Below are 25,061 nucleotides of genomic sequence, written 5' to 3'. Positions count from 1 at the left end.
CATGGCCTTCACCGACGACCGCACCCAGGCCACCAAGCTCGACGCCATCGGCGGCCGCTACGACCCGGTGCTGCTGGGCCTGTCGCTGCTGCTGGCGGCCTTCGGCGTGGTGATGGTGGCTTCGAGCTCGATCGCGATCGCCGAGGGCCTGGAGGTCGGGCCGTTCTACTTCGTTACCCGCCACGTGCTGTTCCTGGGGCTGGGCATGGGCCTGGCGTACGCGGTGATGCGCACCGAGCTCAAGCTCATCGAGAAGTACAACCACGTGCTGCTGCTGGGCTGCTTCCTGCTGCTGCTGGCGGTGTTCCTGCCGGGCATCGGCCACAGCGTCAACGGCGCCCAGCGCTGGATCAACCTGGGCGTGTCGAAGTTCCAGGCGGTCGAGGCGGTGAAGGTGCTGCTGATCATCTGGATGGCCAGCTACGTCGTGCGCTACCGCGACGAGATCGGCCAGAAGTGGTCCACCCTGCTCAAGCCGCTGGGCATCGCCGGCCTGATCGTGGCCTTCCTGCTGGTGCAGCCGGACTTCGGCTCGGCCGCCCTGATCCTGGCCATCACCGGCGGCATGGTTTGGCTGGGCGGCGCGCGCATCCAGCACCTGCTGGCGATCGCCGCGCTGGCGCTGCCGGCGCTGGCCGCCATCGCGGTGGCCGCGCCCTACCGCGTGGCGCGCCTGAAGTCCTTCCTCAACCCCTGGGCCGACCCCTTCGACGACGGCTTCCAGCTGACCCAGGCGCTGATCGCCATCGGCCGCGGCGAGTGGTTCGGCGTGGGCTTGGGCGGCAGCGTGCAGAAGCTGTTCTACCTGCCCGAGGCGCACACCGACTTCATCTTCTCGGTCACGGCCGAGGAGCTGGGCTTCGTGGGTTCGGTGGGCATCATCGCGGTGTTCGCGATCTTCTCCTGGCGCACCTTCCGCCTGGGCCTGCGCGCGGTGGAGATGCGCCGCTACTTCGCCGGCTTCTGCGCCTTCGGCGTGGGCCTGTGGATCAGCCTGCAGTCCTTCGTCTCGATCGGCGTGAACCTGGGGCTGCTGCCGACCAAGGGCCTGACCCTGCCGCTGGTGTCTTCCGGCGGCTCGAGCGTGCTGGGCACCTGCGTGGCCATCGGCCTGCTGCTGCGCGTGAGCTACGAGCTCGACCGCGCCGAGCGCCAGGTGGCGCGCCTGCGCGGCGCCGGTGCGCTGCCGGCCGAAACCGACGTGCGCGACGAAACGCTGTCGCCGCAGTCGCCGGCCGCGGTGGCGCCGGTGGCCGCGGGTCCGCGCGGCTCGCGCCCGCGCATCGAACCCAAGATCGGGGCGGTGGCATGACGGCCGCGAACGCCCCCGTGCTTATCCTGGCCGGCGGCACCGGCGGCCACATCTTCCCCGGCCTGGCCGTGGCCGCGGCGCTGCGCGAACGCGCGGTGCCGGTGGTGTGGCTGGGTTCGGCCGGCGGCATGGAAACGCGGCTGGTGCCGCCCGCCGGCATCACCATCGAAACCATCTCCGTCTCGGGCCTGCGCGGCAAGGGCGCTCTGACCCTGCTGAAGGCGCCGTTCCTGCTGCTGCGTTCGATCGGCCAGGCGCTGGCGATCGTGCGCCGGCTGCGCCCGCGCGCGGTGCTGAGCTTCGGCGGTTACGCGGCGGGCCCCGGTGGCCTGTGCGCCTGGCTGCTGCGCCGCCCGCTGCTGGTGCACGAACAGAACCGCGCGCCCGGCCTGACCAACCGCGTGCTGTCGCGCCTTGCGCGCCGCGTGCTGTGCGGTTTCCCCGGTGCGTTCCCGGCGGACCGCGCGGAAGTGGTGGGCAATCCGGTTCGTCCTGAGATCGCCGCCGTGCCGCCGCCGGCCACGCGCCTCGCCGGGCGCGCCGGCCCGCCGCGCCTGCTGGTGCTGGGCGGCAGCCAGGGCGCGCATGCGCTCAACAAGGTGCTGCCGCAGGTGCTGGCGGGCGTGCCCGCCGCGTTGCGCCCGGAAGTCCGCCACCAGTGCGGCGAGCGCCACGCCGAGGCCACCCGCAAGGTCTACGCCGACGCCGGCGTCGCCGCCAGCGTCGAACCCTTCATCGCCGACATGGCCGCCGCCTATGCCTGGGCCGACCTGGTGGTCTGCCGCGCCGGCGCGCTGACCCTGGCCGAGATCTGCGCCGCCGGCGTCGGTTCGGTGCTGGTGCCGTTCCCGGCCGCGGTGGACGACCACCAGACCCGCAACGCCGAATACCTGGTCGACGCCGGCGCCGCCGTGCTGGTGCCGGAAGGCGAGGGCTTCGCCGAACGGATGGCCGCCGCCACCGCGCGCCTGCTGCCCGACGCGCCGGCGCGCCTGGCCATGGCCAGCGCCGCCCGCGGCATTTCCCATGCCGACGCCGCCGCGCGCGTCGCCGGCATCGTGCTCGAGGAGGCCCGCGCATGATCCGCCGCCTGCAGAACACCGGCGACCTGGCCCGCGCCTTCCCGCGCGTGCACTTCATCGGCATCGGCGGCGTCGGCATGAGCGGCATCGCCGAAGTGCTGGTGACCCTGGGCTACCTGGTGTCCGGTTCCGACGCCAACGACTCCGCCGCCACCCGCCGCCTCGCCGCCCTGGGCGCCACCATCCACCGCGGCCACGCCGCCGAACACGTGGAAGGCGCCGACGTGGTGGTGGTCTCGAGCGCCATCAAGGCCGACAACCCCGAGCTGGTGGCCGCCCATGCGCGCCGCATCCCGGTGGTGCCGCGCGCCGAGATGCTGGCCGAGCTGATGCGCTTCAAGCGCGGCATCGCCATCGCCGGCACCCACGGCAAGACCACCACCACCTCGCTGGTGGCCAGCGTGCTCAGCGAAGGCGGGCTCGACCCGACCTTCGTCATCGGCGGCCAGCTGCTGTCGGCCGGCGCCAACGCGCGCCTGGGCGGCGGCCAGTGGCTGGTGGCCGAAGCCGACGAGAGCGACGGCAGCTTCCTGCGCCTGAACCCGCTGGTGGCCGTGGTCACCAACATCGACGCCGACCACCTCGAGAACTACGGCGGCGACTTCGCCCGGGTGCAGGCCGCCTTCAACGAATTCCTGCACCGGCTGCCGTTCTACGGCCTGGCCGTGCTGTGCGTGGACGACCCCGAAGTCGCCGCGCTGGCCGCGCAGACGCCGCGCCACCTGGTCACCTACGGCATCCGCGAGCCGGCCGACGTGCGCGCCACCGACGTGCGCCAGGACGGCCCCTGCATGCGCTTCACCCTGCACCTGCCGGAAGCGCAGCCGCAGGCGGTGACGCTGAACCTGCCCGGCGCGCACAACGTGCTCAACGCGCTGGCCGCCGCCGCCATCGGCTGGCAGCTGGGCGTCACCCCGGCCGCCATCGCCACGGCGCTGGAGAAGTTCCAGGGCATCGGCCGCCGCTTCAACCTCAAGGGCGAACTCGACTTCGGCCGCGGCAAGGCGCTGCTGGTGGACGACTACGGCCACCACCCGCGCGAACTCGAGGCCGTGTTCGCCGCGGCCCGCGGCGGCTGGCCGGAGCGCCGCCTGGTGGTGGCTTTCCAGCCACACCGCTACAGCCGCACCCGCGACCTGTTCGATGACTTCGCCGCCGTGCTTTCCAGCGCCGACGCCGTGCTGCTGACCGACGTCTACCCGGCGGGCGAGGCCCCCATCGCCGGCGCCGACGCCAAGTCGCTGGCCCGCGCCATCCGCGCCCGCGGCCGCATCGACCCGGTGCTGGCCGGCAGCGCCCGCGACCTGCCGCGCGTGCTGGCCGACGTGCTGGCCGACGGCGACCTGCTGCTGGTGATGGGCGCGGGCGACATCGGCCACGTCGCCGCCGAACTCGCGGCCCATGGACTCAAAGGAGTGACCCAGGCATGACGCCGACCGTTCCCGCCCTGCGCTGCACCGACGCCCGCGCCTTCGGCCGCGTCGCCGTGCTGATGGGCGGCACCAGCGCCGAGCGCGAGGTGTCGCTCGATTCCGGCCGCAACGTGCTCGCCGCGCTGCAGGCGCGCGGCGTCGATGCGCATGCCGTCGACGGCATTCCGGCGCTGGTGGAGGCGCTGGTGGCCAAGCGCTTCGACCGCGTCTTCAACATCCTGCACGGCAACAAGGGCGGCGGCGAAGACGGCGTGCTGCAGGGCCTGTGCGAGGCGCTGGGCGTGCCGGTCACCGGCTCGGGCGTACTGGGTTCGGCGCTGGGCATGGACAAGATCCGCACCAAGCAGGTGTGGCTGTCGCTGGGCCTGCCGACGCCGCGCTACGTGCGCCTGGCCAAGGGCGACGACGTCCACGCCGCGGCCCGCTCGCTCGGCCTGCCGGTGATCGTGAAGCCCTCTTGCGAAGGTTCGAGCGTGGGCGTCTCCCGCGTCTTCAACGAGGCCGACCTCGAGGCCGCCGTCGCGCTGGCCGCGGCCTACCCCGGCGAGTTGCTGATGGAACAGCTGGTGGTGGGCGGCGAATACACCGTCGGCATCCTGGGCGACATCGCGCTGCCGAGCATCCGAATCGTGCCCGCCGGCGAGTACTACGACTACCACGCCAAGTACCAGGCCGAAGACACCCAGTACCTGTGCCCGGGACTGGAAGGCGAAGCCGAGGCCGGCATCCGCGCGCTGGCGCTGGCCGCGTTCCGCGCCGCCGGCTGCAGCGGCTGGGGCCGGGTGGACGTGATGCGCGACGCCGCCGGCAACAACTACCTGCTCGAAGTGAACACCGCGCCGGGCATGACCAGCCACTCGCTGGTGCCCAAGGCCGCCGGCCAGGTCGGCATCGGCTTCGAGGAACTGTGCTGGCGCGTGCTCGAGACCAGCCTGCCGAAGGAGGGCGCCGGCGCATGAACGCCCTGCTGCGCATCGCCGCGTGGATCCTGGCGATCGGCCTGGTGGCCCTGCCCGTGGTGGCGGTGCTCAATGGCTGGATCGCGGGCGAGCGGTGGCCGATGCGCCGCCTCGCCGTCACCGGCGAATTCCGCCAGGTGGACGAGGCCGCCGTGCGCGAGGCCGTGCTGCCGATGGTGCGCGACGGCTTCTTCGCCGTGGACCTCGACCAGGTGCGCGCCGCCGTGGCCGCGCTGCCCTGGGTCGAAAAGGTCGAGGTGCGCAAGCGCTGGCCGGACCGGCTGGAAGTGAGCCTGAGCGAACACACCCCGGTGGCGCGCTGGGGCGAGGACCGCATGCTTTCCGAAGACGGCGAACTGTTCGCCGCGCCGGAAGGCGCCGGCGCCGGCCTGCCGCGCTTCGAAGGCCCGGAAGACCGCGCCTCCGAGCTGATGTCGCTGCACAGCCTGGCGCGGCCGCTGTTCCTGCCGCTGGGCCTGAAGGTCGACGTGGTGCGCCTGAGCGCCCGCGGCAGCTGGACGCTGCTGCTCGACGACGGCACCGAGATCGAGGCCGGGCGCGGCGACCCGCAGTCCCGCCTGGCCCGCTTCGCGCGGATGCTGCCGCAGCTGCGCGCCGACCCGGCCCGCCGCGTGGTCCGCGCCGACCTCCGCTACACCAATGGCTTCGCGATCGTCTGGCAGGACGTTCCCGCGCCCACCCCGCAGGAAGGAAACACATGAATCGCAAGGGCGACAAGTCGCTGATCGTCGGCCTCGACATCGGCACCTCGAAGGTCACCGCGCTGGTGGGCGAATACTCGCCCGGCCACGAGATCGAGGTGATCGGCATCGGTTCGCATGAATCGCGCGGCATGAAGCGCGGCGTGGTGGTGGACATCGAGTCCACCGTGCAGTCGATCCAGCGCGCGGTGGAGGAAGCCGAGCTGATGGCCGGCTGCGAGATCCGTTCGGTCTACGCCTCGATTTCCGGCAGCCACACCCAGTGCCGCAACTCGCCCGGCATCGTGCCGGTGGCGGGCGGCGAGGTGACCTACGCCGACCTCGACCGCGTGCTCGAGGCCGCCAAGGCGGTCGCGGTGCCGGCCGACCAGAAGATCCTGCACGCCATCCCGCAGGAGTACATCGTCGACAACTCCCAGGAAGGCATCCGCAACCCGGTGGGCATGAGCGGCGTGCGCCTGGAAGTGCGCGCGCACCTGGTCACCGGCGCGCAGTCGGCCGCCAGCAACGTCATGAAGTGCGTGCAGCGCTGCGGCCTGCAGGTGGACGACCTGATCCTGAGCTCGCTGGCGTCCAGCACCGCCGTGCTCACCAGCGACGAGAAGGAGCTGGGCGTGGTGCTGGTGGACATCGGCGCCGGCACCACCGACATCGCGGTGTTCGTGCAGGGCGCGATCCGCCATTCCGCCTCGCTGCCGATCGCCGGCGACCAGGTCACCAACGACATCGCCCACCTGCTGCGCACGCCCACGCCGGAAGCCGAGCAGATCAAGGTGCGCTACGCCTGCGCCCTGGCCCAGCTGGCCACCGCCGAGGAATCGATCCAGGTGCCGAGCGTGGGCGACCGCCCGCCGCGCCGCCTGGCCCGGCAGGCGCTGGCCGAGGCGGTGCAGAACCGCTACGAGGAAATCTTCGAGATGGTGCAGGCCGAACTGCGCCGCTCCGGCTTCGAGGAGCTGGTGCGCGCCGGCCTGGTGCTCACCGGCGGCGCCTCGCGCATGGAAGGCGTGGTCGAGCTGGCCGAGGAAATGCTGCACATGCCGGTGCGGGTGGGTATCCCCCAGCACGTGTCCGGCCTGGGCGAAGTGGTCGGCAACCCGGTGCATGCCACCGGCGTCGGCCTGCTGCTCTGGGGCAGCCAGATTGAGAACCCGCGCCGCCCGGCCCTGTCGGCGGGCAAGGCCGGGACGATTTGGACGAAGTTCAAGAACTGGTACCGAGGTGAGTTCTGAACCGCGTCACTGCAACAACCGAGGCACCCGAATAACAACAACCAATAGCAATCCCTGGATTCGAATCACGGAGGACGAGGACATGGCACATTTCGAACTGATCGAGAAGCTGGCACCCAATGCGGTGATCAAGGTGGTGGGCGTGGGCGGCGGCGGCGGCAACGCCGTGGCGCACATGGTGAACGCGGGCGTGGAGGGCGTGGAGTTCATCACCGCCAACACCGACGCGCAGGCCATCAAGCAGTGCGGCGCCAAGCTGCAGCTGCAGCTGGGCAGCAACGTCACCAAGGGCCTGGGCGCCGGCGCCAACCCCGAGGTCGGCCGCCAGGCCGCGCTCGAGGACCGCGAGCGCATCGTCGAGGCCCTCGAGGGCGCCGACATGGTGTTCATCACCGCCGGCATGGGCGGCGGCACCGGCACGGGCGCCGCCCCGGTCGTGGCCCAGCTCGCCAAGGAAATGGGCATCCTGACCGTCGCGGTCATCACCAAGCCGTTCCCGTTCGAGGGCCGCCGCCGCATGCAGGTGGCGCTCAAGGGCATCGAGGAGCTGAGCCACCACTGCGACTCGCTGATCACCATCCCGAACGAGAAGCTGATCACCGTGCTTGGCCGCCAGGCCACCATGGTGCAGGCCTTCCGCGCCGCCAACGACGTGCTGCTGGGTGCCGTGAAGGGCATTGCCGACCTGATCGTCAGCCCGGGCCTGATCAACGTGGACTTCGCCGACGTGCGCACGGTCATGTCCGAGATGGGCCTGGCCATGATGGGCACCGGCATCGCCCGCGGCGACGACCGCGCCCAGGCCGCCGCCGAGGCCGCCATCTCCAACCCGCTGCTGGACGAGGTGAACCTGTCGGGCGCCAACGGCGTGCTGGTCAACATCACCGCCGGCCCGGACTTCACCATGGCCGAGTTCGACGAGATCGGCCGCACCATCGAGGACTTCGCCTCCGAGGACGCCACCGTCGTCATCGGCACCTCGCTGGACCCTGAGATGCAGGACGAGGTGCGCGTGACCGTGGTGGCCACCGGCCTGAACCGCGGCGTGGTGCGCCAGCCGGTCCGGAACCCGGAGAAGGAAACCTACCGGGCGCCGGTGAAGCTGGTCCGCAATGCCACCACCGGCATGTACGACGACAGCGCCATGGCCAACGTGAACGCCGCGCCGACCGCCGGCGGCCACCTGGGCCTGCGCGCGGGCCGGGGTTCGGAGCCGGTGTCGGGCAGCGAGACCGCCCTGTCGGGCCTGGGCAACGACCACAGCTACCTGGACATCCCGGCCTTCCTGCGCCGCCAGGCCGACTGAGCCGTACCCGGCGGCCGCCGGCGCCCGACCAGGCGCCAGGCCGCCACCACCGGCCACCCGGGATGGGCGGCCGGGCAACAACCGCGGGCCCCGGGCCCGCGGGCAGTGTCCCCAGGGGTCAGGAAACCTTGGCCCGCCGGTCCGCCGGCGGGCCCTTTTCCGGGCCGGCGGGGGAGGGTCCCGGTGTGCAACGACTGGCCGGAAATGCCAATATCGTTGCAGAATCGAGACAAGCGTTTGAATGTTAGGTTTTCGTTTGTTGGCCGGTGTGTTATCGTCCTCGACGGTTTTGCGCGCTCCCGCCCCGGAGACCGCCACAAAAATGATCAGACAGCGAACCCTCAAGAACGTCATCCGCGCCACCGGCGTCGGCCTGCATAGCGGCGAAAAGGTCTACATGACCCTGCGCCCGGCTGCGCCCGACACCGGCATCGTGTTCCGCCGCGTCGACTTCGACCAGCCGGTCGAGATCCACGCCAAGGCCGAGCGCGTGGGCGACACCAGCCTTTGCACCGCGCTGGTCGAGGGCAATGTCCGGGTCATGACCATCGAGCACCTGCTCTCGGCCATGGCCGGCCTCGGCATCGACAATGCCTACGTCGACCTGTCCACGGCCGAAGTGCCCATCATGGACGGCTCGGCCGGCCCCTTCGTGTTCCTGCTGCAGTCGGCGGGCATCGAGGAGCAGAACAAGGCCAAGCGCTTCATCCGCATCAAGAAGCCGATCAAGGTCGAGGACGGGGACAAGTGGGCCCGCTTCGAGCCCTTCGAGGGCTTCAAGGTCGGTTTCACCATCGACTTCCAGCACCCGATCTTCAACAAGGCGACCTCGAGCACCGAGATCGACTTCTCCACGACCTCGTTCGTGAAGGAAGTCAGCCGGGCCCGCACCTTCGGCTTCATGAAGGACATCGAGTTCCTGCGCGAGCGCAACCTGGCGCTGGGCGGCTCGATGGACAACGCCATCGTGCTCGACGACTACCGGGTGCTCAACGACGACGGCCTCCGCTACGAGGATGAATTCGTCAAGCACAAGATCCTCGACGCCATCGGCGACCTGTACCTGCTGGGCCACAGCCTGATCGGCGCCTTCTACGGCTACAAGTCCGGCCACGCGCTCAACAACCAGCTGCTGCGCGCCCTCCTCGCCGACACCTCGGCCTGGGAAGAAGTGACTTTCGAGGACCCGGCCCTGGCGCCGATCTCCTACGCGCACCCGGCCCAGGCGGTCTGAGCACCGCTTCATCCGCCCCTTAACGCGGATTTAACGCCCGGTTAACGACACGCTACGTTCCACGGGGCATCATGCCCCGTCGGTCTTTGGCCGGGTCGAGGCAGCCAGCCGCAGAAGCTGGGCCTTCAGCCCCGGGTCCGAAACCGACTGGGCGGTGGCCCGCAGTGAATCGCGGACCTCCTCGGAAAGTGGTTTCGACGAGCCGGTTCCTGCGGGGATGGCGGGTTCCGGCGGCACCACCTTCACCACCAGCGTCCTGGCCTTGAGCCCGGCCGCGGCCGCCGCGCCCAGCAGGGCATCGGCATGAAGCCGCAGCTTGGCCTTCCAGACCGGGGCGCTGACCAGGAACACCACGTTCTTTTCATCCACGTTGGCCAGCCTGCACTGGTCGGCCAAGGTGGCGGGGAGACTCTGGCGCAGCACGAGGTCGAGTTCGCCCAGCCAACGGGCGCGTTCGACCACGCTGGCCAACCCGGTCCCGGACAGCGCCTCCAAGGCGCGCGGGGGCAGGGTGGTCGGTGGCGCGGCGCCGCGGACGAAAGGTTTGGGTGGCTTAGACATGATGAATGTCATCATCGCAGCAAATTTCCTCCGTTCGCCAAAGAAATTGGCGTTCGACCAGCCCAAGGTGGCCGCCACGGCCCTGGGCGCCGTCGCCCTGGTGCTCGGCCTGGCCTTCACCGCCGGCTTCCTGGCCCGGGGCGCCGATGGCGCGGCCCGCGCCGAGATCGCCAAGCTCCAGGCGGAATTCGACCAGCAGGCGCGTGAACTCGCCGCCGCCCGCGACGAAGCCCAGCTCGAGGTCAACGCCATCGCCGCCCGCGTCGGCGAACTGCAGGCCCAGGCCAACCGCCTCAACGCCCTCGGCGACCGCCTGACCCAGGTCGGCAAGCTCAAGGACGGCGAATTCAACTTCAACGAGCTGCCCGGCCAGGGCGGCGCCGAATCCGCCGAGGACGTGCCCGCCGGCGACCTGCTGTCGAGCCTGGACGCGCTGGAAGCGCAGTTCGCCCACTCCGGCCGCCAGCTTTCGGTGCTCGAGTCGATGCTGTTCAACCAGAAGCTCGAGAACAAGCGCACCCCGGCCGGCATGCCCGCCCCGGGCTACATCTCCTCCCGCTACGGCGGCCGCAACGATCCCTTCGGCCGCGGCCGCGCCCACCACGCGGGCATCGACATCGACGCCAATTCCGGCGACCCGGTGACCGCCGCCGCCGAGGGCGTGGTCAGCTTCTCCGGCGTGCGCAGCGGTTACGGCAACGTCGTCGAGATCGACCACGGCAACGGCTACAAGACGCTGTACGCGCACAATTCCGCCAACCTCGTGCGTTCGGGCGACATCGTCCGCGCCGGCCAGCAGATCGCCAAGGTCGGCTCCACCGGCCGTTCCACGGGCTCGCACCTGCACTTCGAGGTCCAGCTCAATGGCCGCCAGGTCAACCCGCGGCAGTACCTGGACAAGGCCCGCGGCTGAGCCACCCGGCCGGGCTTGATACCCCGGCCACCGTCCCCAAGTTAGACTAGACGGCCGCGACGCCCCCGGGCAGCCGCGGCTTTTTTGCTTTCGCGCCCTGCGCGTCCCGCCACCAACCGGCTTTTCCAATGCTCAACAGCTTGCTCACCCGCATCTTCGGCAGCCGCAACGAACGACTGCTCCGCCAGTTCCAGAAGAACGTCGCCAAGATCAACGCACTCGAGCCTGGGCTGGAAAAGCTCGACGACGACGCCCTCCGGGCCAAGACCGATGAATTCCGCGCCCGCATCGCCGCCGGCGCCAGCCTCGACGACCTGCTGCCGGAAGCCTTCGCCGTCTGCCGCGAAGCCTCCCGCCGCGTACTGGGCCTGCGCCACTACGACGTGCAGCTGATCGGCGGCATGGTGCTGCACTCGGGCCGCATCGCCGAGATGCGCACCGGCGAAGGCAAGACCCTGGTCGCCACCCTGCCCACCTACCTCAACGCGCTCGCCGGCAAGGGCGTGCACGTGGTGACGGTGAACGACTACCTGGCCAAGCGCGACTCGGCCTGGATGGGCCGCCTGTACAACTTCCTGGGCATGAGCGTCGGCGTGGTCTACCCGGGCATGCCGCATTCGGACAAGAAGGGCGCCTACGCCGCCGACATCACCTACGGCACCAACAACGAATACGGCTTCGACTACCTGCGCGACAACATGGCGCTGGCCAAGGAAGACCGCTTCCAGCGCGGCCAGTTCTTCGCCATCGTCGACGAGGTCGACTCGATCCTGATCGACGAGGCCCGCACCCCGCTCATCATCTCCGGCCCGGCCGATGAGTCCCCGGAGCTCTACGTCAAGGTCAACCGCATCGTTCCCAAGCTCATCAAGCAGGAATCGGAGACCGGCGAAGGCGACTTCTGGGTGGACGAGAAGGGCAAGCAGGCCCACCTGTCCGAGCAGGGCATGGAGCACGCCGAGGAGCTGCTGCGCGAAGCCGGCATCATCGCCGAGGGCGACGGCCTGTACTCGGGCAACAACCTGGCCGTGGTGCACCACCTCAACGCCGCGCTGCGCGCGCACGCCATCTACCAGCGCGACGTGGACTACATCGTGCGCGACGGCGAGGTGGTCATCGTCGACGAATTCACCGGCCGCACCCTGCCGGGCCGCCGCTGGTCCGACGGCCTGCACCAGGCCGTGGAAGCGAAGGAAGGCGTGCCGATCCAGCGCGAGAACCAGACGCTGGCCTCGATCACCTTCCAGAACTACTTCCGCATGTACGCCAAGCTCGGCGGCATGACCGGCACGGCCGACACCGAAGCCTACGAGTTCCAGACCATCTACGGCCTGGAAGTGGTGGTCATCCCGACCCACCGTCCGATGGTCCGCAAGGACCACGCCGACCTGGTGTACCTGGCCCGCCCGGCCAAGTTCAACGCGGTCATCGAGGACATCAAGGACTGCTACTCGCGCGGCCAGCCCGTGCTGGTGGGCACCACCTCGATCGAGACCTCGGAACTGCTGGCCACCCAGCTCAAGAAGGCCGGCATCCCGCACGAGGTGCTCAACGCCAAGCAGCACGAGCGCGAGGCGCAGATCGTCGCCAACGCCGGCCGCCCGAAGGCGGTGACCATCGCCACCAACATGGCCGGCCGCGGCACCGACATCGTGCTCGGCGGTTCGCTCGAGGCCGAGCTGCACGCGCTGGGCGAAGGCGCCAGCGAGGCCGACATGGCCCGCGTGAAGGCCGACTGGCAGAAGCGCCACGACGAAGTGAAGGCCCTCGGCGGCCTGCACATCATCGGCACCGAGCGCCACGAAAGCCGCCGCATCGACAACCAGCTGCGCGGCCGCGCCGGCCGCCAGGGCGACCCGGGCTCGTCCCGCTTCTACCTGTCGCTGGAAGACAACCTGATGCGCATCTTCGCCGCCGACTGGGTCCAGAAGGCCATGCGCGGCATGGGCATGAAGGAAGACGACGTCATCGAGTCGGGACTGGTGACCAAGCAGATACAGAACGCCCAGCGCAAGGTCGAGTCGCACAACTTCGACATCCGCAAGAACCTGCTGGACTTCGACGACGTCGCCAACGACCAGCGCAAGGTGATCTACCAGCAGCGCAACGAGCTGCTCGAGTCCGACTCGGTGGAAGAAGCCATCGCCGCGATCCGCGAGGACGTGCTGGCCGAGATCACCCGCCGCCACGTGCCCGCCGATTCGATCGACGAGCAGTGGGACCTGCCGCTGCTCGAGCGCACCCTGGCCGACGAGTACGGCCTGGTGGTCGACCTGCAGGGCCCGGCCAAGACCGAGGAGGCGATCGACGCCGACCGCATCCTCGAGCTGGTGCAGCAGGCCGGCGAGCGCCTGTTCGCCGACAAGCAGGCCCAGCTGGGCCCCGAGATGATGCGCCACCTGGAAAAGCACCTGATGCTCAACGTGCTCGACCAGAACTGGAAGGAGCACCTGGCGCGCATGGACTACCTGCGCCAGGGCATCCACCTGCGCGGCTACGCCCAGAAGCAGCCCAAGCAGGAGTACAAGCGCGAGAGCTTCGAGCTGTTCACCGAGATGCTCGACAAGGTGAAGCTGGAAGTGGTGTCCCTGCTTGCCCGCGTGCGCATCCGCAACGAAGAGGAGGTGGCCGCGATGGAGGCCGCCGAGCGCCAGCGCCTGGCGGCGCAGGAGCGCAAGATGCAGTTCCAGCACCCGGAAACGGGTGGCTACGGCACCGAGGACGAGGCCGCCCAGGCCCAGGCGCTGGCCGCGGAAGGCCAGGGCGTGCTGGCCGGCACCTTCACCCGCGACGAGCCCAAGGTCGGCCGCAACGACCCTTGCCCCTGCGGCAGCGGCAAGAAGTTCAAGCAGTGCCACGGCAAGCTCGACTGACCGAGGAACCCCGGCCGGATGCCCGCCGACCGACCTAAGCCCGTGCACGTGGTCGCGGCCGTCCTCCGGGACGCCCGCGGCCGGATCCTGCTGGCCCGGCGCACCGCCGGGCGCGACCTGGCCGGCGCCTGGGAGTTCCCGGGCGGCAAGGTGGAGCCGGGCGAAACGGCGCTGCAGGCCCTCGACCGCGAACTGCACGAGGAGCTGGGCATCCGCGTGCTGGGGGCCGAGCCGCTGGTGGCGGTGCCCCAGGCCTATCCGTCCAAGCGCATCGTCCTGGACGTTTATTCCGTGACCGCCTTCGAGGGCACGCCCCGCGGCCGCGAGCGCCAGGCCCTGGCGTGGACCCCGCCGGAAAAGCTGCGCGACTACCCCATGCCCCCGGCCGACCGACCGGTGGTGGCGGCGCTGACCTCGCCTGCGCGTTACCTCATCAGCCCCGAGCCGGAAGAGCCGGCGGCCTGGCTGGGCAAGCTGGAGAAGGCGCTGAAGGGCGGCATCCGCCGCGTCCAGCTGCGCGCCCGCGGCCTGCCGGCCCGCACCCTGGCCGACCTGGCCATGGACGCCCGCACCCGCTGCCACGCGGCCGGGGCAGAGCTGCTGGTCAACGGCGAACCTGGCCTGGCCGCCGACCTGGGCCTGGGCTTGCACCTGCGTTCCGACCAGCTCATGGCCCTACAGGCGCGCCCGCTGCCCGCCGGGCAGCTGGTGGGCGCCTCCTGCCACGATGCCGATGAACTGGCCCAGGCGGAGCGCCTGGGGCTGGATTTCGCCGTCCTGGGGCCCGTGCGGGCCACCGAGAGCCATCCGGGGGCCACGCCCCTGGGGTGGGACCGGTTCGCGGCCCTGCGCGAGGCGGTTTCCCTGCCCATCTATGCCTTGGGCGGCATGCGCTCCGCTGATGTCGCCACCGCGCGCCGGCATGGCGGGCAGGGCGTGGCCGGCATCCGGGCTTTCTGGCCGCGCTGAGCGCTGAAGTCGCGCCTACGGGAGCGCGAGGTAGCGCTGGTGCAGGCGGGTGACGGCGGCTTCGAGCTGCGCCAGCGGGCCATCGTTGATGAGCACGTCATTGGCCATGGCCAGTCGCTGCCGGCGGGTGGCCTGGGCGGCCACCATGCGCGCGGCCAGGTCGGCGGTGATGCCGTCGCGCTGCTGCAGCCGGGCCAGTTGCACCGCTTCAGGGACGTCCACCACCACGATCCGGTCCAGCCAGGGGTAGGCCTGGCGGCCGCCGCCTTCGGCGAGCAGCGGGATGGCCACGATGGCGTAAGGGCCGTCGGCCGCCTCGCAGGCCGTCCGCAGCCAGGCCCGGATGGGCGGGTGCAGGATGGCTTCCAGGTCGGCCTTGGCCGCCGGGTCGGCGAACACGCGCTGGCGCATGCGTGCGCGGTCCAGGCGGCCGTCCGGGCCCAGGCTGTCGGCGCCGAACCGGGCCATGACCTGGGCCAGGGCGGGCTGGCCCGGCTCGATGACCGCGCGGGCGGCGACGTCGGCATCCGCCACCGTGACGCCCAGGGATTCGAAGACGCGGGTTGCTGCGGACTTTCCCGAAGCCACGCCGCCCGTCACCGCCACGATGCGGCGGGCCATGGCCTCAGTTCAGGCCGGACCAGGCCCGGTAGGCCTGGATCAGCTGCGGGCCCCACATCAGCTGCACCCAGCCCGCGGCGGCCAGGTAGGGGCCGAAGGGAATGGGCGTGGCGCGGTCCTGGCCGCGCAGGGCGATCCAGGCGCTGCCGACGATGGCGCCGATGAAGGACGACATCAGCACGATCGGCAGGATGCCCGCCACGCCGCACCAGGCGCCCAGGGCCGCCAGCAACTTGAAGTCGCCGTGGCCCATGCCTTCCTTGCCGGTGAGCAGCTTGAAGCCCCAGTACACGCTCCACAGGCTCAGGTAGCCGACGATGCCGCCGAAGATGGCCTGCACCGGGGACACGAACAGGGTCATCGTGGACAGGCCCAGGCCCAGCCAGAGCAGCGGGTAGGTGAGCTGGTCGGGCAGCAGGGTGGTGCGCAGGTCGATGCCGGTCAGTGCCACCAGGAAGCCGGTGAAGGTGATGGCCGCCAGGGCTTCCATGCCGAAACCGAAGCGCCAGACGCAGGCCGCGAACAGCAGGCCGGTGGCCAGCTCGACGACCGGGTACTGCCAGGAGATCGGGCTGCCGCAGCCCCGGCACTTGCCGCGCAGCAGGGCGAAGCTGAGCACGGGGATGTTTTCCCAGGGCGCCAGCTTGTGGCCGCACTTGGGGCAGGCCGAACGCTGGACGACGATGCCCGGCGGGGCCGGCTCGTACTGCTCGGATTGTTCCAGGATTTCCCGGCTGTCCCGCCGCCACTGCCATTCCAGGCGGGGCGGCAGGCGCAGGATCACCACGTTCAGGAAGCTGCCGACCAGCAGGCCGAAGAGCAGGGCGATGCCGGCCGACAGGGCGGCCGAGGCCTGGAGCGCGTCGAGCATGCGGGGCTCAGCCGACCGTGGCGGCGAGCTTGAAGATCGGCAGGTACATGCCGACCACCATGCCACCCACCAGGGTACCGATGACCACCATGATGAAAGGCTCGATCAGGCTGGCCAGCGCGTCCACGGAGTTGTTGACCTCCTGCTCGTAGAACTCGGCCACCTTGAGCAGCATGGTGTCCAGGGCGCCGGCCTCTTCGCCGATGGCGGTCATCTGCACCACCATGTGCGGGAAGATGTTGACCTGCTTCATGGCCACGTTGAGCTGGTAGCCCACCGAGACGTCCTCGCGGATGCGGATGACCGCGTCGTTGTAGACGATGGAACCGGTGGCGCCGGCCACGGTTTCCAGCGCCTCGACCAGCGGCACGCCGGCCTTGAAGGTCAGGGCCAGGGTACGGGCGTAGCGGGCGATGGCGGACTGGTGGAGGATCTGCCCAATGACGGGGAGCTTGAGCATCATGCGGTCGACGAAGCGTTCGAGCGCCATGGATCGCTTGTATGCAAACAAGAAGCCTGCGATGGAGCCCACCACGCCCAGCAGGATGGCCCACCACCAGGACGTCAGGAAACGCGAGGCGTTGACGATCATCTGGGTGAAGGCCGGTAGGTCCGCACCAAAGCCCTTGAAAACGTCCTCGAACTGCGGCACCACGTAGATGAGCAGGACGGCGCTCACCAGGATGGCCACTGCCATCACCGCCGCAGGATAGAAGAGCGCCTTCTTGATCTTGCCCTTGAGTGCTTCGGTGCGCTCCTTGTAGGTCGCGACGGTATCGAGGACCGTGTCGAGTACGCCGGCGCTTTCGCCCGCGCGGGTAAGGTTGCGGTAGAGCAGGTCGAACTGCACCGGGTGCCGGGCCATGGCCTCGCTCAGCGAGCTGCCGCCCGAAATGTTGTCCCGGATGTCGATCAGCATGTCGCGCATGCGCGGGTTCTTCTGGCCCGAGGCCAGGATCTCGAAGCTCTGCACCATCGGCACGCCCGACTGCAGCATGGTGGCGATCTGGCGGCTGAAGACGGAAATGTCCTGGGCCGAAATGGCGCTTCCGGCGGCACCGAACAGCGGCTTGGACTTGGCCCGGACCACCGTGGGGTTGATGCCCTGCTTGCGCAGTTCGGCCCGCAGCAGGTTGGCGTTCTTGGACGTGGTCTCGCCCTTCATCTTCACGCCGCGCTTGTCGGTGCCCTCCCAGGTGAACTGCTGCATCTCGGAGGTGCGCGGAGCGGGGGCTTTCGCAGCGGTGGTCGCCATGGCTTAGTCCTTGGTCACGCGGTTGATTTCGGCCAGGCTGGTCACGCCCTGCCTGGCCTTGAAGAGGGCGGACTGGCGCAGGTCGCGCACGCCGGCGTCCTGGGCCGCCTGGGCGATCTGCAGCGCGTTGCCGCCTTCCAGGATGATCTTCTGGATGTTCTCGGCCATCGGCATCACCTGGTAGATGCCGACGCGGCCCTTGTAGCCGTCGTTGCAGTCGTCGCAGCCCACCGGCTCGTACAGGGTGATGCCCGCCTTGATTTCCTCGGGCGTGTAGCCTTCGGCCAGCAGGGCGTTCTCGGGCAGGTGGATGGGCTTCTTGCAGTCGTGCAGGCGGCGGGCCAGGCGCTGGGCGATGATGATCGTCACCGAGGAGGTGATGTTGTAGGGCGCGATGCCCATGTTCATCAGGCGGCTGACCGTCTGCGGGGCGTCGTTGGTGTGCAGGGTGGACAGCACCAGGTGGCCCGTCTGGGCCGCCTTCACGGCGATTTCGGCGGTTTCCAGGTCGCGGATTTCGCCGACCATGATCACGTCCGGGTCCTGGCGCAGGAAGCTGCGGAGGGCCGCGGCGAAGGTCATGCCCTTCTTCGGGTTCATCTGCACCTGGTTGATGCCCGGGACGCGGATTTCGACCGGGTCCTCGGCGGTGGAGATGTTGCGTTCGTCGGTATTGAGGATGTTCAGGCCGGTGTACAGGGACACCGTCTTGCCGGAGCCGGTGGGACCGGTGACCAGGATCATGCCGTAGGGCTTCGCCAGGGCGTCCAGGTAAAGCTGCTTCTGGTCGTCCTCGTAGCCCAGCTTGTCGATGCCCAGCTTGGCCGCGCTGCCGTCGAGCAGGCGCAGCACGACCTTTTCGCCGAACAGGGTGGGGCAGGTGGACACGCGGAAGTCCATCTGCTTTGTCTTGCTGATGTTGAGCTTGATGCGGCCGTCCTGCGGCAGGCGGCGCTCGGCGATGTCCAGCGCGGCCATGACCTTCAGGCGGGCGGTGATGCGCGGGTGCAACTTCACCGGGGCCTTGGCCACGGTGCGCAGGATGCCGTCCATGCGCAGGCGCACCCGGTATTCGGTTTCGTAGGGCTCGAAGTGGATGTCCGAGGCGCCGCGCTTGATCGAGTCCAGCAGGACCTTGTTCACGAAGCGAACGACCGGGGTGTCGTCGCTGCCCTTGGCGTCGGCCAGGTTGTCGGCGGCGTCGTCGTCGCCGGCGCTGGACTCCAGGCCTTCGAGGCCTTCGTCGTCGCCCATGCCCTGGTCCATCGAGTCGCTGGCCGTCAGGGCTTGCTCGATGGTGCGGCGCAGCCGGTCCTCGTCCACCAGGATGGGCTCGACCGTCAGGTTGGCGGCGAACTTGATCTCGTCCAGGGCCCGGGTGTTGGTCGGGTCGGCGATGCCCACGAACAGGCGGTTGCCGCGCTTGAACAGCGGCAGGGCCTGGTGCTTGGTGATCAGCTCCTCGCTGACCAGCTTGGTGGCGGCCTGGTTCAGGTCCAGGGCGCTGCCGTCGAACAGGGGCATGCCGAACTCGATGGCATTGGCCCCGGCGATGTGGGCGGCCGTGACCAGCTTCTTCTCGAGCAGGTACAGGTGGACCGGCTTCTTCTGCTTGCTGGCCTCGTCCAGGGCCTTGCGGGCGTCGGCCTCGCTCAGGTTCCCGTCCAGCACCAGACGCCGGGCAATGCCGGTGATCCCCACCAGGTTGGCAGTCGCGTTGGCGTTCACCCTTCCTCCCCGAGTCGCGCCTTGGCGTCAACTCTAACCGAAAATGCCGGTCCGGCCAGCCCTGGGACCCCCGGTCCCGGTCGACGGCCGTCCGTGTAAAGTACCCCAGCATCAGGTGGATGCGGGGAATTCATGAAGATAAGCATCATTCTTCCAGCCAAGAACGAGGCCGAGGGGCTGCGGCGGACATTGCCCGGGCTTGCGGCGGTGCTCCCCGGGGCCGAGGTCATCGTGGTGGATGATGGGTCGACCGATGACACCGCGGCCGTCGCCCAAAGCTTTGGCGCCCGCGTGCTGACTTCACCTTACTCCATGGGAAATGGTGCCGCCATCAAGCGAGGCGCCCGTGCGGCGACGGGTGAAGTGCTGGTCTTCATGGATGCCGACGGTCAGCATGACCCAGCCCACATTCCCCGCCTGCTCGGACGGCTGGATCAAGGCTTCGACATGGTGGTGGGTGCCCGGGATGGCGATGGCCAGGCCAGCGTGGGCAGGGGCTTGGCGAACAAGCTATACAACCGGCTGGCAAGCTGGATGACCGGTCACCGGGTCCTCGACCTCACTTCGGGATTTCGGGTGGTGCGCGCGAACAGGTTCCGCGAGTTCCTCCACCTGCTGCCCAACGGATTCAGCTACCCGACTACCAGCACCATGGCGTTCTTCCGGAGCGCATACCCGGTGGGCTACGAAGCGATCAGGGTGGACAAGCGCGTGGGCAAGGCCAGCCACATCCGCCCGCTGAAGGACGGCATTCGTTTCCTCCTGATCATCTTCAAGATCGCCACCCTGTACTCGCCCCTCAAGTTGTTCGCGCCGGTTGGCGTCGGCTTCTTCCTGCTGGGCGCGGGTTATTACAGCTATACCTTCGCCACCGAAGGGCGGTTCACCAACATGAGCGCACTGCTGCTCAGTGCCTCGGTGATCATCTTCCTGATCGGGCTCATTTCCGAACAAATCACGTCCCTGACCTATCGCCGGGATACGTAAGCCGATGGCGGCGCAAGACGCGGTGTTGTTGGTCACCCGCAATTTCCCGCCGCTGCTGGGGGGCATGGAGAAGCTCAACCATCGGTTGCTGCAGGGGTTGGCTCCGCGCTGGGAACCGCTCCTGTGCGGGCCGGAAGGCAGCGGCTCCCATGTGGCTGCCGGATTCGAGGTGGTCGAGGTTCCTCTGGTTCCCCTGCATCGGTTCCTTCTGCAATCACTGCTCGCGGCCATCGGAATGGCGCGTCGGCGCCGGCCGTCCTGGGTTCTGGCCGGCAGCGGACTGACGGCGCCGCTCGCCTGGACGGCGGCGCGCCTATCTGGCGCGCGTTGCGCCGTCTATCTTCATGGCCTTGACGTGATTGCGCCGAGCTGGGTCTACCAGAAGCTCTGGCTGCCATTTATCAGGCGCTGCGACCTGGCTTTCGCCAACAGCCTGAATACCGCGGCACTGGCCCGCTCGCGCGGAGTGCAGGCAAGCCGGCTGCATGTCGTCAATCCTGGCGTCGACCAGGTGGCGGTGCCTCCGGCGGCCGTGCCCGCCCGCAAGCTCTGGGGGCTCGATGGTCGCCCGATGCTGGTGTCGGTGGGGCGCTTCACCCGGAGGAAGGGCTTGGCGGCATTCGTCCGCGAGGCGCTGCCGGCGATAGTGGCGCAGGTGCCGGACGTTGTCCTGGTGATCATCGGTACCGAGGCAACGGAAGCGCTTCACGGGGCCAAGGCTGGCGAGCAATCCAGGATCCGCCAGGCAGCCAGCGAGGCTGGCGTGCAGGATCACGTCTACTTCGCGGGGCGCTGCGACCAAGCCACTCTGGAATCGGCCTTGGCGAGCGCTGACTGCCACGTCTTCCCGGTGCTGGACCTGCCGGGGGACGTCGAAGGCTTCGGCATGGTGGCACTGGAGGCCGCCAGCTTCGGATTGGCCAGCGTGGCTTTCCGCGTGGGTGGTGTGCCGGATGCCATCGCGGATGGACACACGGGTCGCCTGGTGCCGCCGGGAGACTATGCCGAATTCGCCGCGGCTGTCGTAGAGCAGTTGCAGCGTGGTCGATCGCCGGCATCGGAGGCGGCCTGCCGGGAGTACGCGCAAGCCAGGAGCTGGGGCGCGTTCTCGGCCAGGATCAACGCACTTCTGGAGTCGGCCGCATGACCGATGTGGTCCAGCGCCAGCCACACGCCGTGCTGGATCTGGCCTCGCGCCGTGCGAAGGCCGTAAAGATTGAGCGCCTGCTCCGGCTTGAAGAGCGCAGCGGCCACCTTCGCTTGCTGGAAGTGGGCACGGGAAGCGGTGGAATTGCCCACTATTTCGGCACCCACCCCAGCGGCCGATTCGAAGTGCACGCAGTGGATGTGGTGGACAGCCGCCTGGTGACGGAGGGCTTCTCCTACCAGGACGTAGCAGGCGTTGAACTGCCATTTCCTGACGGTTGCTTCGACCTGGCCTTGAGCAACCATGTCATTGAGCACGTAGGCGGGGATGAAGCACAGCTGCTGCATCTCTTGGAGCTTCGGCGCATCCTGGCGCCCGGCGGGATGGCCTACCTCGCGGTACCCAATCGCTGGATGTTGGTGGAACCGCATTATTCGCTCGCCTTCCTCAGTTGGTGGCCGGAGGCTTGGCGATCAGGGTGGCTGAGGTTGTGGCGAAGAGGCAGTGTCTACGATTGCCGTCCGTTGAGTCGTGCCGGCGTTGAAAGCCGCCTTGCCGCGGCAGGCTTTGGGTTCGAACAGGTCCACGCCGAGGCCCTTCGCGCCACATTCGAGATCGAGCGGCCAGACGCCCTGCTGTGGAGACTGCTGCTGCGACACGTCCCGCCCTGGTTGCACCACGCGGCGCGCGGTGCCTACCCCACGCTCATCTACCGGCTTTGGCATCGAACGCCCCGCGGGGTTGCGCAGTGAGTGCCGGGGATCCCGGGGCCAGACAGGGAGCTTGGCTCTGGCCACGCTTTGGTGGGCTGGCCCGCAGTACTCTGGCTGTGATGGCCTGGAACATTGCGCGGCTGGCAGCCCAGCTCGCATGGGTCATCCTGATGGCGCGTACCCTCGGCGTGGAAGGCTATGGCACGTTCTCCGGTGTCGCGGGACTTGCTCTGGCCATCAGCGGGCTCGCCGGGGCTGGGCTCGGCTTGCGCCTGTACCAGGATGTCGCCCGGACGCCGGGCCTGCTCGGAATACGTTGGGCGCAAGCTGTGCGGGCACTGGCTTGGTCGGGTGCGCTGCTTTGGCTCGGCTTCATCCTGTTTGGATCGATGGTGTATCCCGGCCTGTCGGTTGGGGTGCTGGCCTGCGTCGGCGCGGCTGAACTAATTGGTACGCCGATGGTGGTGCATGTGGCTTTTGCCTATGCCGCCCATGGTCGAATGGCGCAGGCGGCGGCGGCGCCAGTCGCGCTCTCTTGCGGACGGGTCCTGGCGGTACTGGTCTTGCCACTGTTCGCCTCGGAAGGCGACATGCAGACCTACGCGCTTCTGCATGTCATCACGACGATGGTGGGCGCCGGGCTGATCTGGCGACGCTGTCGCAGGCAGCTTTCGCCCCCTGCGACCGCGGCGACGCTGGACCGCGGCGCGCTTGGCGAAGGCGCAAGGCTCTCGGCCATCTGGGCCAGTGGCCTGGCGCTGGGCGCCGTCGACAAGGCTGTCGCGCTTCGTGAAGGCGGCGCCGGGCTGGCCGGCCAGTACACCGCCGCCAACCGCTTTGCTAGCCTGCTCACCTTGCCAGTCGATGCTTTGGTTACTGCGGTGATGCCGCGCCTCTTTCGAGCGGGAGCGGGGCACTCCACCCATCCTGGGCTGGTGGGTTGGCTCTTGGCTGCGGCCTTGCTGTATGGGCTGGTGGCAGGCGGTTTGCTCTGGTCTGGCGCCGGCTTGCTTCCCGGCATCGTGGGTGCGGAATTTGGCCCAGCGGTGCCGGCACTGCAGGTGCTCGCGCTTTACGTGCCCGCTTACTGCCTGCGCATCCTGGGAGCGAATATCCTGCTTGGATATGGCTGGATCCGGTGGCGGCTTGCCAGCGAGCTCTTGGTACTCGCGACCACTGTGCTGCTGATGGCATGGTTGATTCCCCGGCGCGGTGCCGAGGGTGCGGCCTGGGCGTTGGTCATGGCGGAGGGCCTGCTGGCCCTCCTGCTCTGGGTGCGGGTACTGGTTGGCTGGCCGAGGGCAAAGGCGTGACTGGCAGGAGCATCACCTACCTCCATTACATTCGGGATGCCGAGCTTGAGGTGGCCCTGGCCTGGTTGCCGCCGCCGGCGAGTGGCGCCCGGATACTCGACCTTGGGGCTGGGACGGGGCGCCAGGCGGCCCGGCTCGCTGCCTTGGGGTACCATGTAACGGCAGTAGACCTGCCGAGCAGCGCCTATGCGGCGCAGCGTGTCCATCCCGTCATTGATTACGACGGCAGGAATATTCCACTTCCCGATGGCTCAGTGGATATCGTTTTCAGTTCCAACGTGCTCGAGCACGTCCCTGCCGTGGAAGCCCTTCTTTGTGAGACCGCCCGCGTGCTCGCTCCGGGCGGCCGCGCCGTACATATACTTCCAACGCCAGCCTGGCGCTGGTGGACGAGTGCGACGCACTACCCTTGGGTAGTCACGCGACTGGTGGGGCGGCTGGCGTCCAAAGCGATCGGGCTCGCATCGGAAGGGCATTCGGCTGCCAGCGGGGGTCCCACGCTGGCCTGGCCGACGCGCCACGGTGAGCGCGGGAATGCACTGACGGAGGCATGGTACTTCTCTAGGCATTGGTGGCGTGAGTGCTTCAGGCGCGCAGGTTTCGATCTGGAGGCATCTGCCCCGGTGGGTCTGGCGTACTCAGGAAGCATGCTGCTTGGCGGGAGGCTCCCAATCTCCTGGCGCAGGCGGATTGCACGCTTCGCCGGCTCTTCCTGCCGGATATATGTAATCAAGCCCCATCGCGCGGCTGGCCCGGTCCAGCCAGTCAGCATGGGATCCGCAATCACACGGATTGGCCGATGAAAGACCGATATTCCCGCCTTGTTGCCCCTGGCTCAGGTGCTCCGCTCGTCATGGAAGGCGGCGCGTTCGTTGCCCCGGATGGTGCCCGCTATCCGGTGATTGACGGAGTGCCGCGCTTCGTGGGAAGCGAAAACTATGCCAGTGCGTTCGGTGAGCAATGGGTGCGGTTTCCGAAGACGCAACTTGACTCAGTTACCGGCATTCCGGTTTCGGCCGTCCGGCTCGAGAGATGCCTGCGTCGTCCTCTATCGTCGCTGGAGGGCCAGCTTGTCCTGGAGGCCGGATCCGGCGCGGGACGATTCACCGAGCTGCTTCTGGCAAACGGGGCCACGGTGGATTCCTTCGACTACTCCTCCGCCGTCGTGGCGAATGCTGGAAACAACGGCTTGCATCCCGCGTTATGCCTGGTGCAGGCGGATGTTCGTGCCATGCCCTTTCCCGAGGCTTGTTATGACTTGGTGCTGTGCCTCGGCGTGGTGCAGCACACCCCCGATCCCGAAGAAACCATACGGGCATTGTGGTCGCGAGTTCGCCCGGGTGGCCGCTTGGTCTTCGACCATTACCGGGCAAAAATCCGGAACTACCTTCCGCCGCCAATCGGGGTGGCTGGGATGGCTTATCGCTGGTACTTCCTGCGATTGCCAAAGGAACACCAATTCGCGGCGGTCAAGCGCGTGGTGGACAGATGGTTCCCACTGGTCTGGAGGTACCGTGAATCACGGTTGGCGCAGTTCCTCTTGAGCAGGCTAAATCCGGTTGTCAACTACTACCCCCACTTCGGGCTACGTGATCGCGACATGTACTACGAGTGGATGCTGCTTGATACGCATGATGCGATGACCGATGTGTTCAAGCACCGGCGCACCCGTGGCCAGATCAGGCAGCTGCTGGAATCGCTCGGCGCCGACGAAATTGAAGTGACGCATGGAGGCAATGGAGTCGAGGCCTCATGTCGAAAGCCGCCAGATGGCAAATCAGGCGTGTGAAGGGCTGGCTTGATAGGGCGCGTGATATCCAAGAAGGAGTG

General features: G+C 68.7%; 22 protein-coding genes. 17 read left to right on the top strand and 5 right to left on the bottom strand.

Going from position 1 to position 25,061, the window contains the following annotated elements; all coding sequences use genetic code 11:
- Position 1 precedes the first annotated feature (1 nt).
- The 8 genes from ftsW to lpxC all read left to right on the top strand — a co-directional run bounded on the left by ftsW (position 2) and on the right by lpxC (position 9,280).
- A complete protein-coding gene (gene ftsW, locus N790_RS12800) occupies positions 2–1,312 on the top strand; it encodes a putative lipid II flippase FtsW (protein ID WP_043804749.1) in 1,311 nt (436 codons plus the stop codon).
- Complete coding sequence (gene murG / locus N790_RS12795) at positions 1,309–2,394, top strand: undecaprenyldiphospho-muramoylpentapeptide beta-N-acetylglucosaminyltransferase (protein ID WP_043804748.1); 1,086 nt, start codon at positions 1,309–1,311, stop codon at positions 2,392–2,394. Before ftsW ends, murG begins: the two co-directional genes overlap by 4 nt.
- Positions 2,391–3,824, top strand: coding sequence for a UDP-N-acetylmuramate--L-alanine ligase (gene murC / locus N790_RS12790; RefSeq protein ID WP_043804745.1), 1,434 nt, complete (start codon positions 2,391–2,393; stop codon positions 3,822–3,824). The genes murG and murC overlap by 4 nt, the downstream gene beginning before the upstream one ends.
- Positions 3,821–4,786: a D-alanine--D-alanine ligase gene (locus N790_RS12785; protein WP_043804744.1), complete on the top strand. Its 966-nt coding sequence runs from the start codon at positions 3,821–3,823 to the stop codon at positions 4,784–4,786. Before murC ends, N790_RS12785 begins: the two co-directional genes overlap by 4 nt.
- Positions 4,783–5,508 carry a cell division protein FtsQ/DivIB gene (locus N790_RS12780; protein ID WP_043804742.1) on the top strand — a complete coding sequence of 242 codons (726 nt, stop codon included), beginning with the start codon at positions 4,783–4,785 and terminating at the stop codon, positions 5,506–5,508. Before N790_RS12785 ends, N790_RS12780 begins: the two co-directional genes overlap by 4 nt.
- Positions 5,505–6,740 (top strand): cell division protein FtsA, encoded by a 1,236-nt coding sequence (ftsA, locus tag N790_RS12775; protein ID WP_043804740.1) that lies wholly within the window; start codon positions 5,505–5,507, stop codon positions 6,738–6,740. Before N790_RS12780 ends, ftsA begins: the two co-directional genes overlap by 4 nt.
- 82 nt (positions 6,741–6,822) lie before the next feature.
- Complete coding sequence (gene ftsZ / locus N790_RS12770; protein ID WP_043804739.1) at positions 6,823–8,046, top strand: cell division protein FtsZ; 1,224 nt, start codon at positions 6,823–6,825, stop codon at positions 8,044–8,046.
- Between the two features lie 322 nt (positions 8,047–8,368).
- On the top strand, positions 8,369–9,280 hold the full coding sequence (lpxC, locus tag N790_RS12765) for a UDP-3-O-acyl-N-acetylglucosamine deacetylase (RefSeq protein WP_043804737.1): 912 nt from the start codon (positions 8,369–8,371) through the stop codon (positions 9,278–9,280).
- Between the two features lie 69 nt (positions 9,281–9,349).
- Here lpxC and N790_RS15355 read toward each other — a convergent pair whose 3' ends face one another.
- Positions 9,350–9,856: a DciA family protein gene (locus tag N790_RS15355; protein ID WP_084062919.1), complete on the bottom strand. Its 507-nt coding sequence runs from the start codon at positions 9,854–9,856 to the stop codon at positions 9,350–9,352.
- Between N790_RS15355 and N790_RS12755 the strand changes: the two genes are divergently transcribed.
- The 3 genes from N790_RS12755 to N790_RS12745 all read left to right on the top strand — a co-directional run bounded on the left by N790_RS12755 (position 9,843) and on the right by N790_RS12745 (position 14,596).
- On the top strand, positions 9,843–10,754 hold the full coding sequence (locus tag N790_RS12755) for a M23 family metallopeptidase (protein WP_043804735.1): 912 nt from the start codon (positions 9,843–9,845) through the stop codon (positions 10,752–10,754). The two genes, N790_RS15355 and N790_RS12755, sit on opposite strands and share 14 nt — an antisense overlap.
- Positions 10,755–10,882: 128 nt before the next feature.
- On the top strand, positions 10,883–13,627 hold the full coding sequence (secA, locus tag N790_RS12750) for a preprotein translocase subunit SecA (protein WP_043804733.1): 2,745 nt from the start codon (positions 10,883–10,885) through the stop codon (positions 13,625–13,627).
- Between the two features lie 18 nt (positions 13,628–13,645).
- Positions 13,646–14,596 (top strand): Nudix family hydrolase, encoded by a 951-nt coding sequence (locus N790_RS12745; RefSeq protein WP_043804731.1) that lies wholly within the window; start codon positions 13,646–13,648, stop codon positions 14,594–14,596.
- A 15-nt stretch (positions 14,597–14,611) separates the two neighbouring features.
- On the opposite strand, the gene coaE is transcribed toward N790_RS12745, so the two are convergent.
- From coaE to pilB, 4 genes are read right to left on the bottom strand one after another with little or no spacing between them, the layout of a single operon-like run.
- Positions 14,612–15,217 carry a dephospho-CoA kinase gene (gene coaE, locus N790_RS12740; protein ID WP_043804729.1) on the bottom strand — a complete coding sequence of 202 codons (606 nt, stop codon included), beginning with the start codon at positions 15,215–15,217 and terminating at the stop codon, positions 14,612–14,614.
- A gap of 4 nt (positions 15,218–15,221) precedes the next feature.
- Positions 15,222–16,088 carry a prepilin peptidase gene (locus N790_RS12735; protein ID WP_052385937.1) on the bottom strand — a complete coding sequence of 289 codons (867 nt, stop codon included), beginning with the start codon at positions 16,086–16,088 and terminating at the stop codon, positions 15,222–15,224.
- A 7-nt stretch (positions 16,089–16,095) separates the two neighbouring features.
- Positions 16,096–17,343, bottom strand: coding sequence for a type II secretion system F family protein (locus tag N790_RS12730; protein WP_043804727.1), 1,248 nt, complete (start codon positions 17,341–17,343; stop codon positions 16,096–16,098).
- A gap of 3 nt (positions 17,344–17,346) precedes the next feature.
- A complete protein-coding gene (pilB, locus tag N790_RS12725; RefSeq protein WP_043804726.1) occupies positions 17,347–19,071 on the bottom strand; it encodes a type IV-A pilus assembly ATPase PilB in 1,725 nt (574 codons plus the stop codon).
- Between the two features lie 132 nt (positions 19,072–19,203).
- Between pilB and N790_RS12720 the strand changes: the two genes are divergently transcribed.
- The 6 genes from N790_RS12720 (at position 19,204) to N790_RS15760 (ending at position 25,020) form a co-directional block, all read left to right on the top strand.
- Positions 19,204–20,058: a glycosyltransferase family 2 protein gene (locus N790_RS12720; RefSeq protein WP_043804724.1), complete on the top strand. Its 855-nt coding sequence runs from the start codon at positions 19,204–19,206 to the stop codon at positions 20,056–20,058.
- A 4-nt stretch (positions 20,059–20,062) separates the two neighbouring features.
- Positions 20,063–21,205 (top strand): glycosyltransferase family 4 protein, encoded by a 1,143-nt coding sequence (locus tag N790_RS12715; RefSeq protein ID WP_043804723.1) that lies wholly within the window; start codon positions 20,063–20,065, stop codon positions 21,203–21,205.
- Complete coding sequence (locus tag N790_RS12710; RefSeq protein ID WP_084062918.1) at positions 21,202–21,957, top strand: class I SAM-dependent methyltransferase; 756 nt, start codon at positions 21,202–21,204, stop codon at positions 21,955–21,957. The genes N790_RS12715 and N790_RS12710 overlap by 4 nt, the downstream gene beginning before the upstream one ends.
- A gap of 80 nt (positions 21,958–22,037) precedes the next feature.
- On the top strand, positions 22,038–23,231 hold the full coding sequence (locus N790_RS16140) for a lipopolysaccharide biosynthesis protein (protein ID WP_043804721.1): 1,194 nt from the start codon (positions 22,038–22,040) through the stop codon (positions 23,229–23,231).
- Positions 23,228–24,034, top strand: a complete 807-nt coding sequence (locus N790_RS16895) for a class I SAM-dependent methyltransferase (RefSeq protein WP_425388041.1) — start codon at positions 23,228–23,230, stop codon at positions 24,032–24,034. The genes N790_RS16140 and N790_RS16895 overlap by 4 nt, the downstream gene beginning before the upstream one ends.
- Positions 24,031–25,020: a class I SAM-dependent methyltransferase gene (locus tag N790_RS15760; protein WP_084062915.1), complete on the top strand. Its 990-nt coding sequence runs from the start codon at positions 24,031–24,033 to the stop codon at positions 25,018–25,020. Before N790_RS16895 ends, N790_RS15760 begins: the two co-directional genes overlap by 4 nt.
- The last annotated feature ends 41 nt before the right edge of the window (positions 25,021–25,061 follow it).

This window comes from Arenimonas malthae CC-JY-1, from assembly GCF_000747075.1.
GTDB lineage: Bacteria > Pseudomonadota > Gammaproteobacteria > Xanthomonadales > Xanthomonadaceae > Arenimonas > Arenimonas malthae.
Note: the sequence above shows the minus strand (reverse complement) of the source record. Positions and strands in the feature narration are given on the sequence as shown.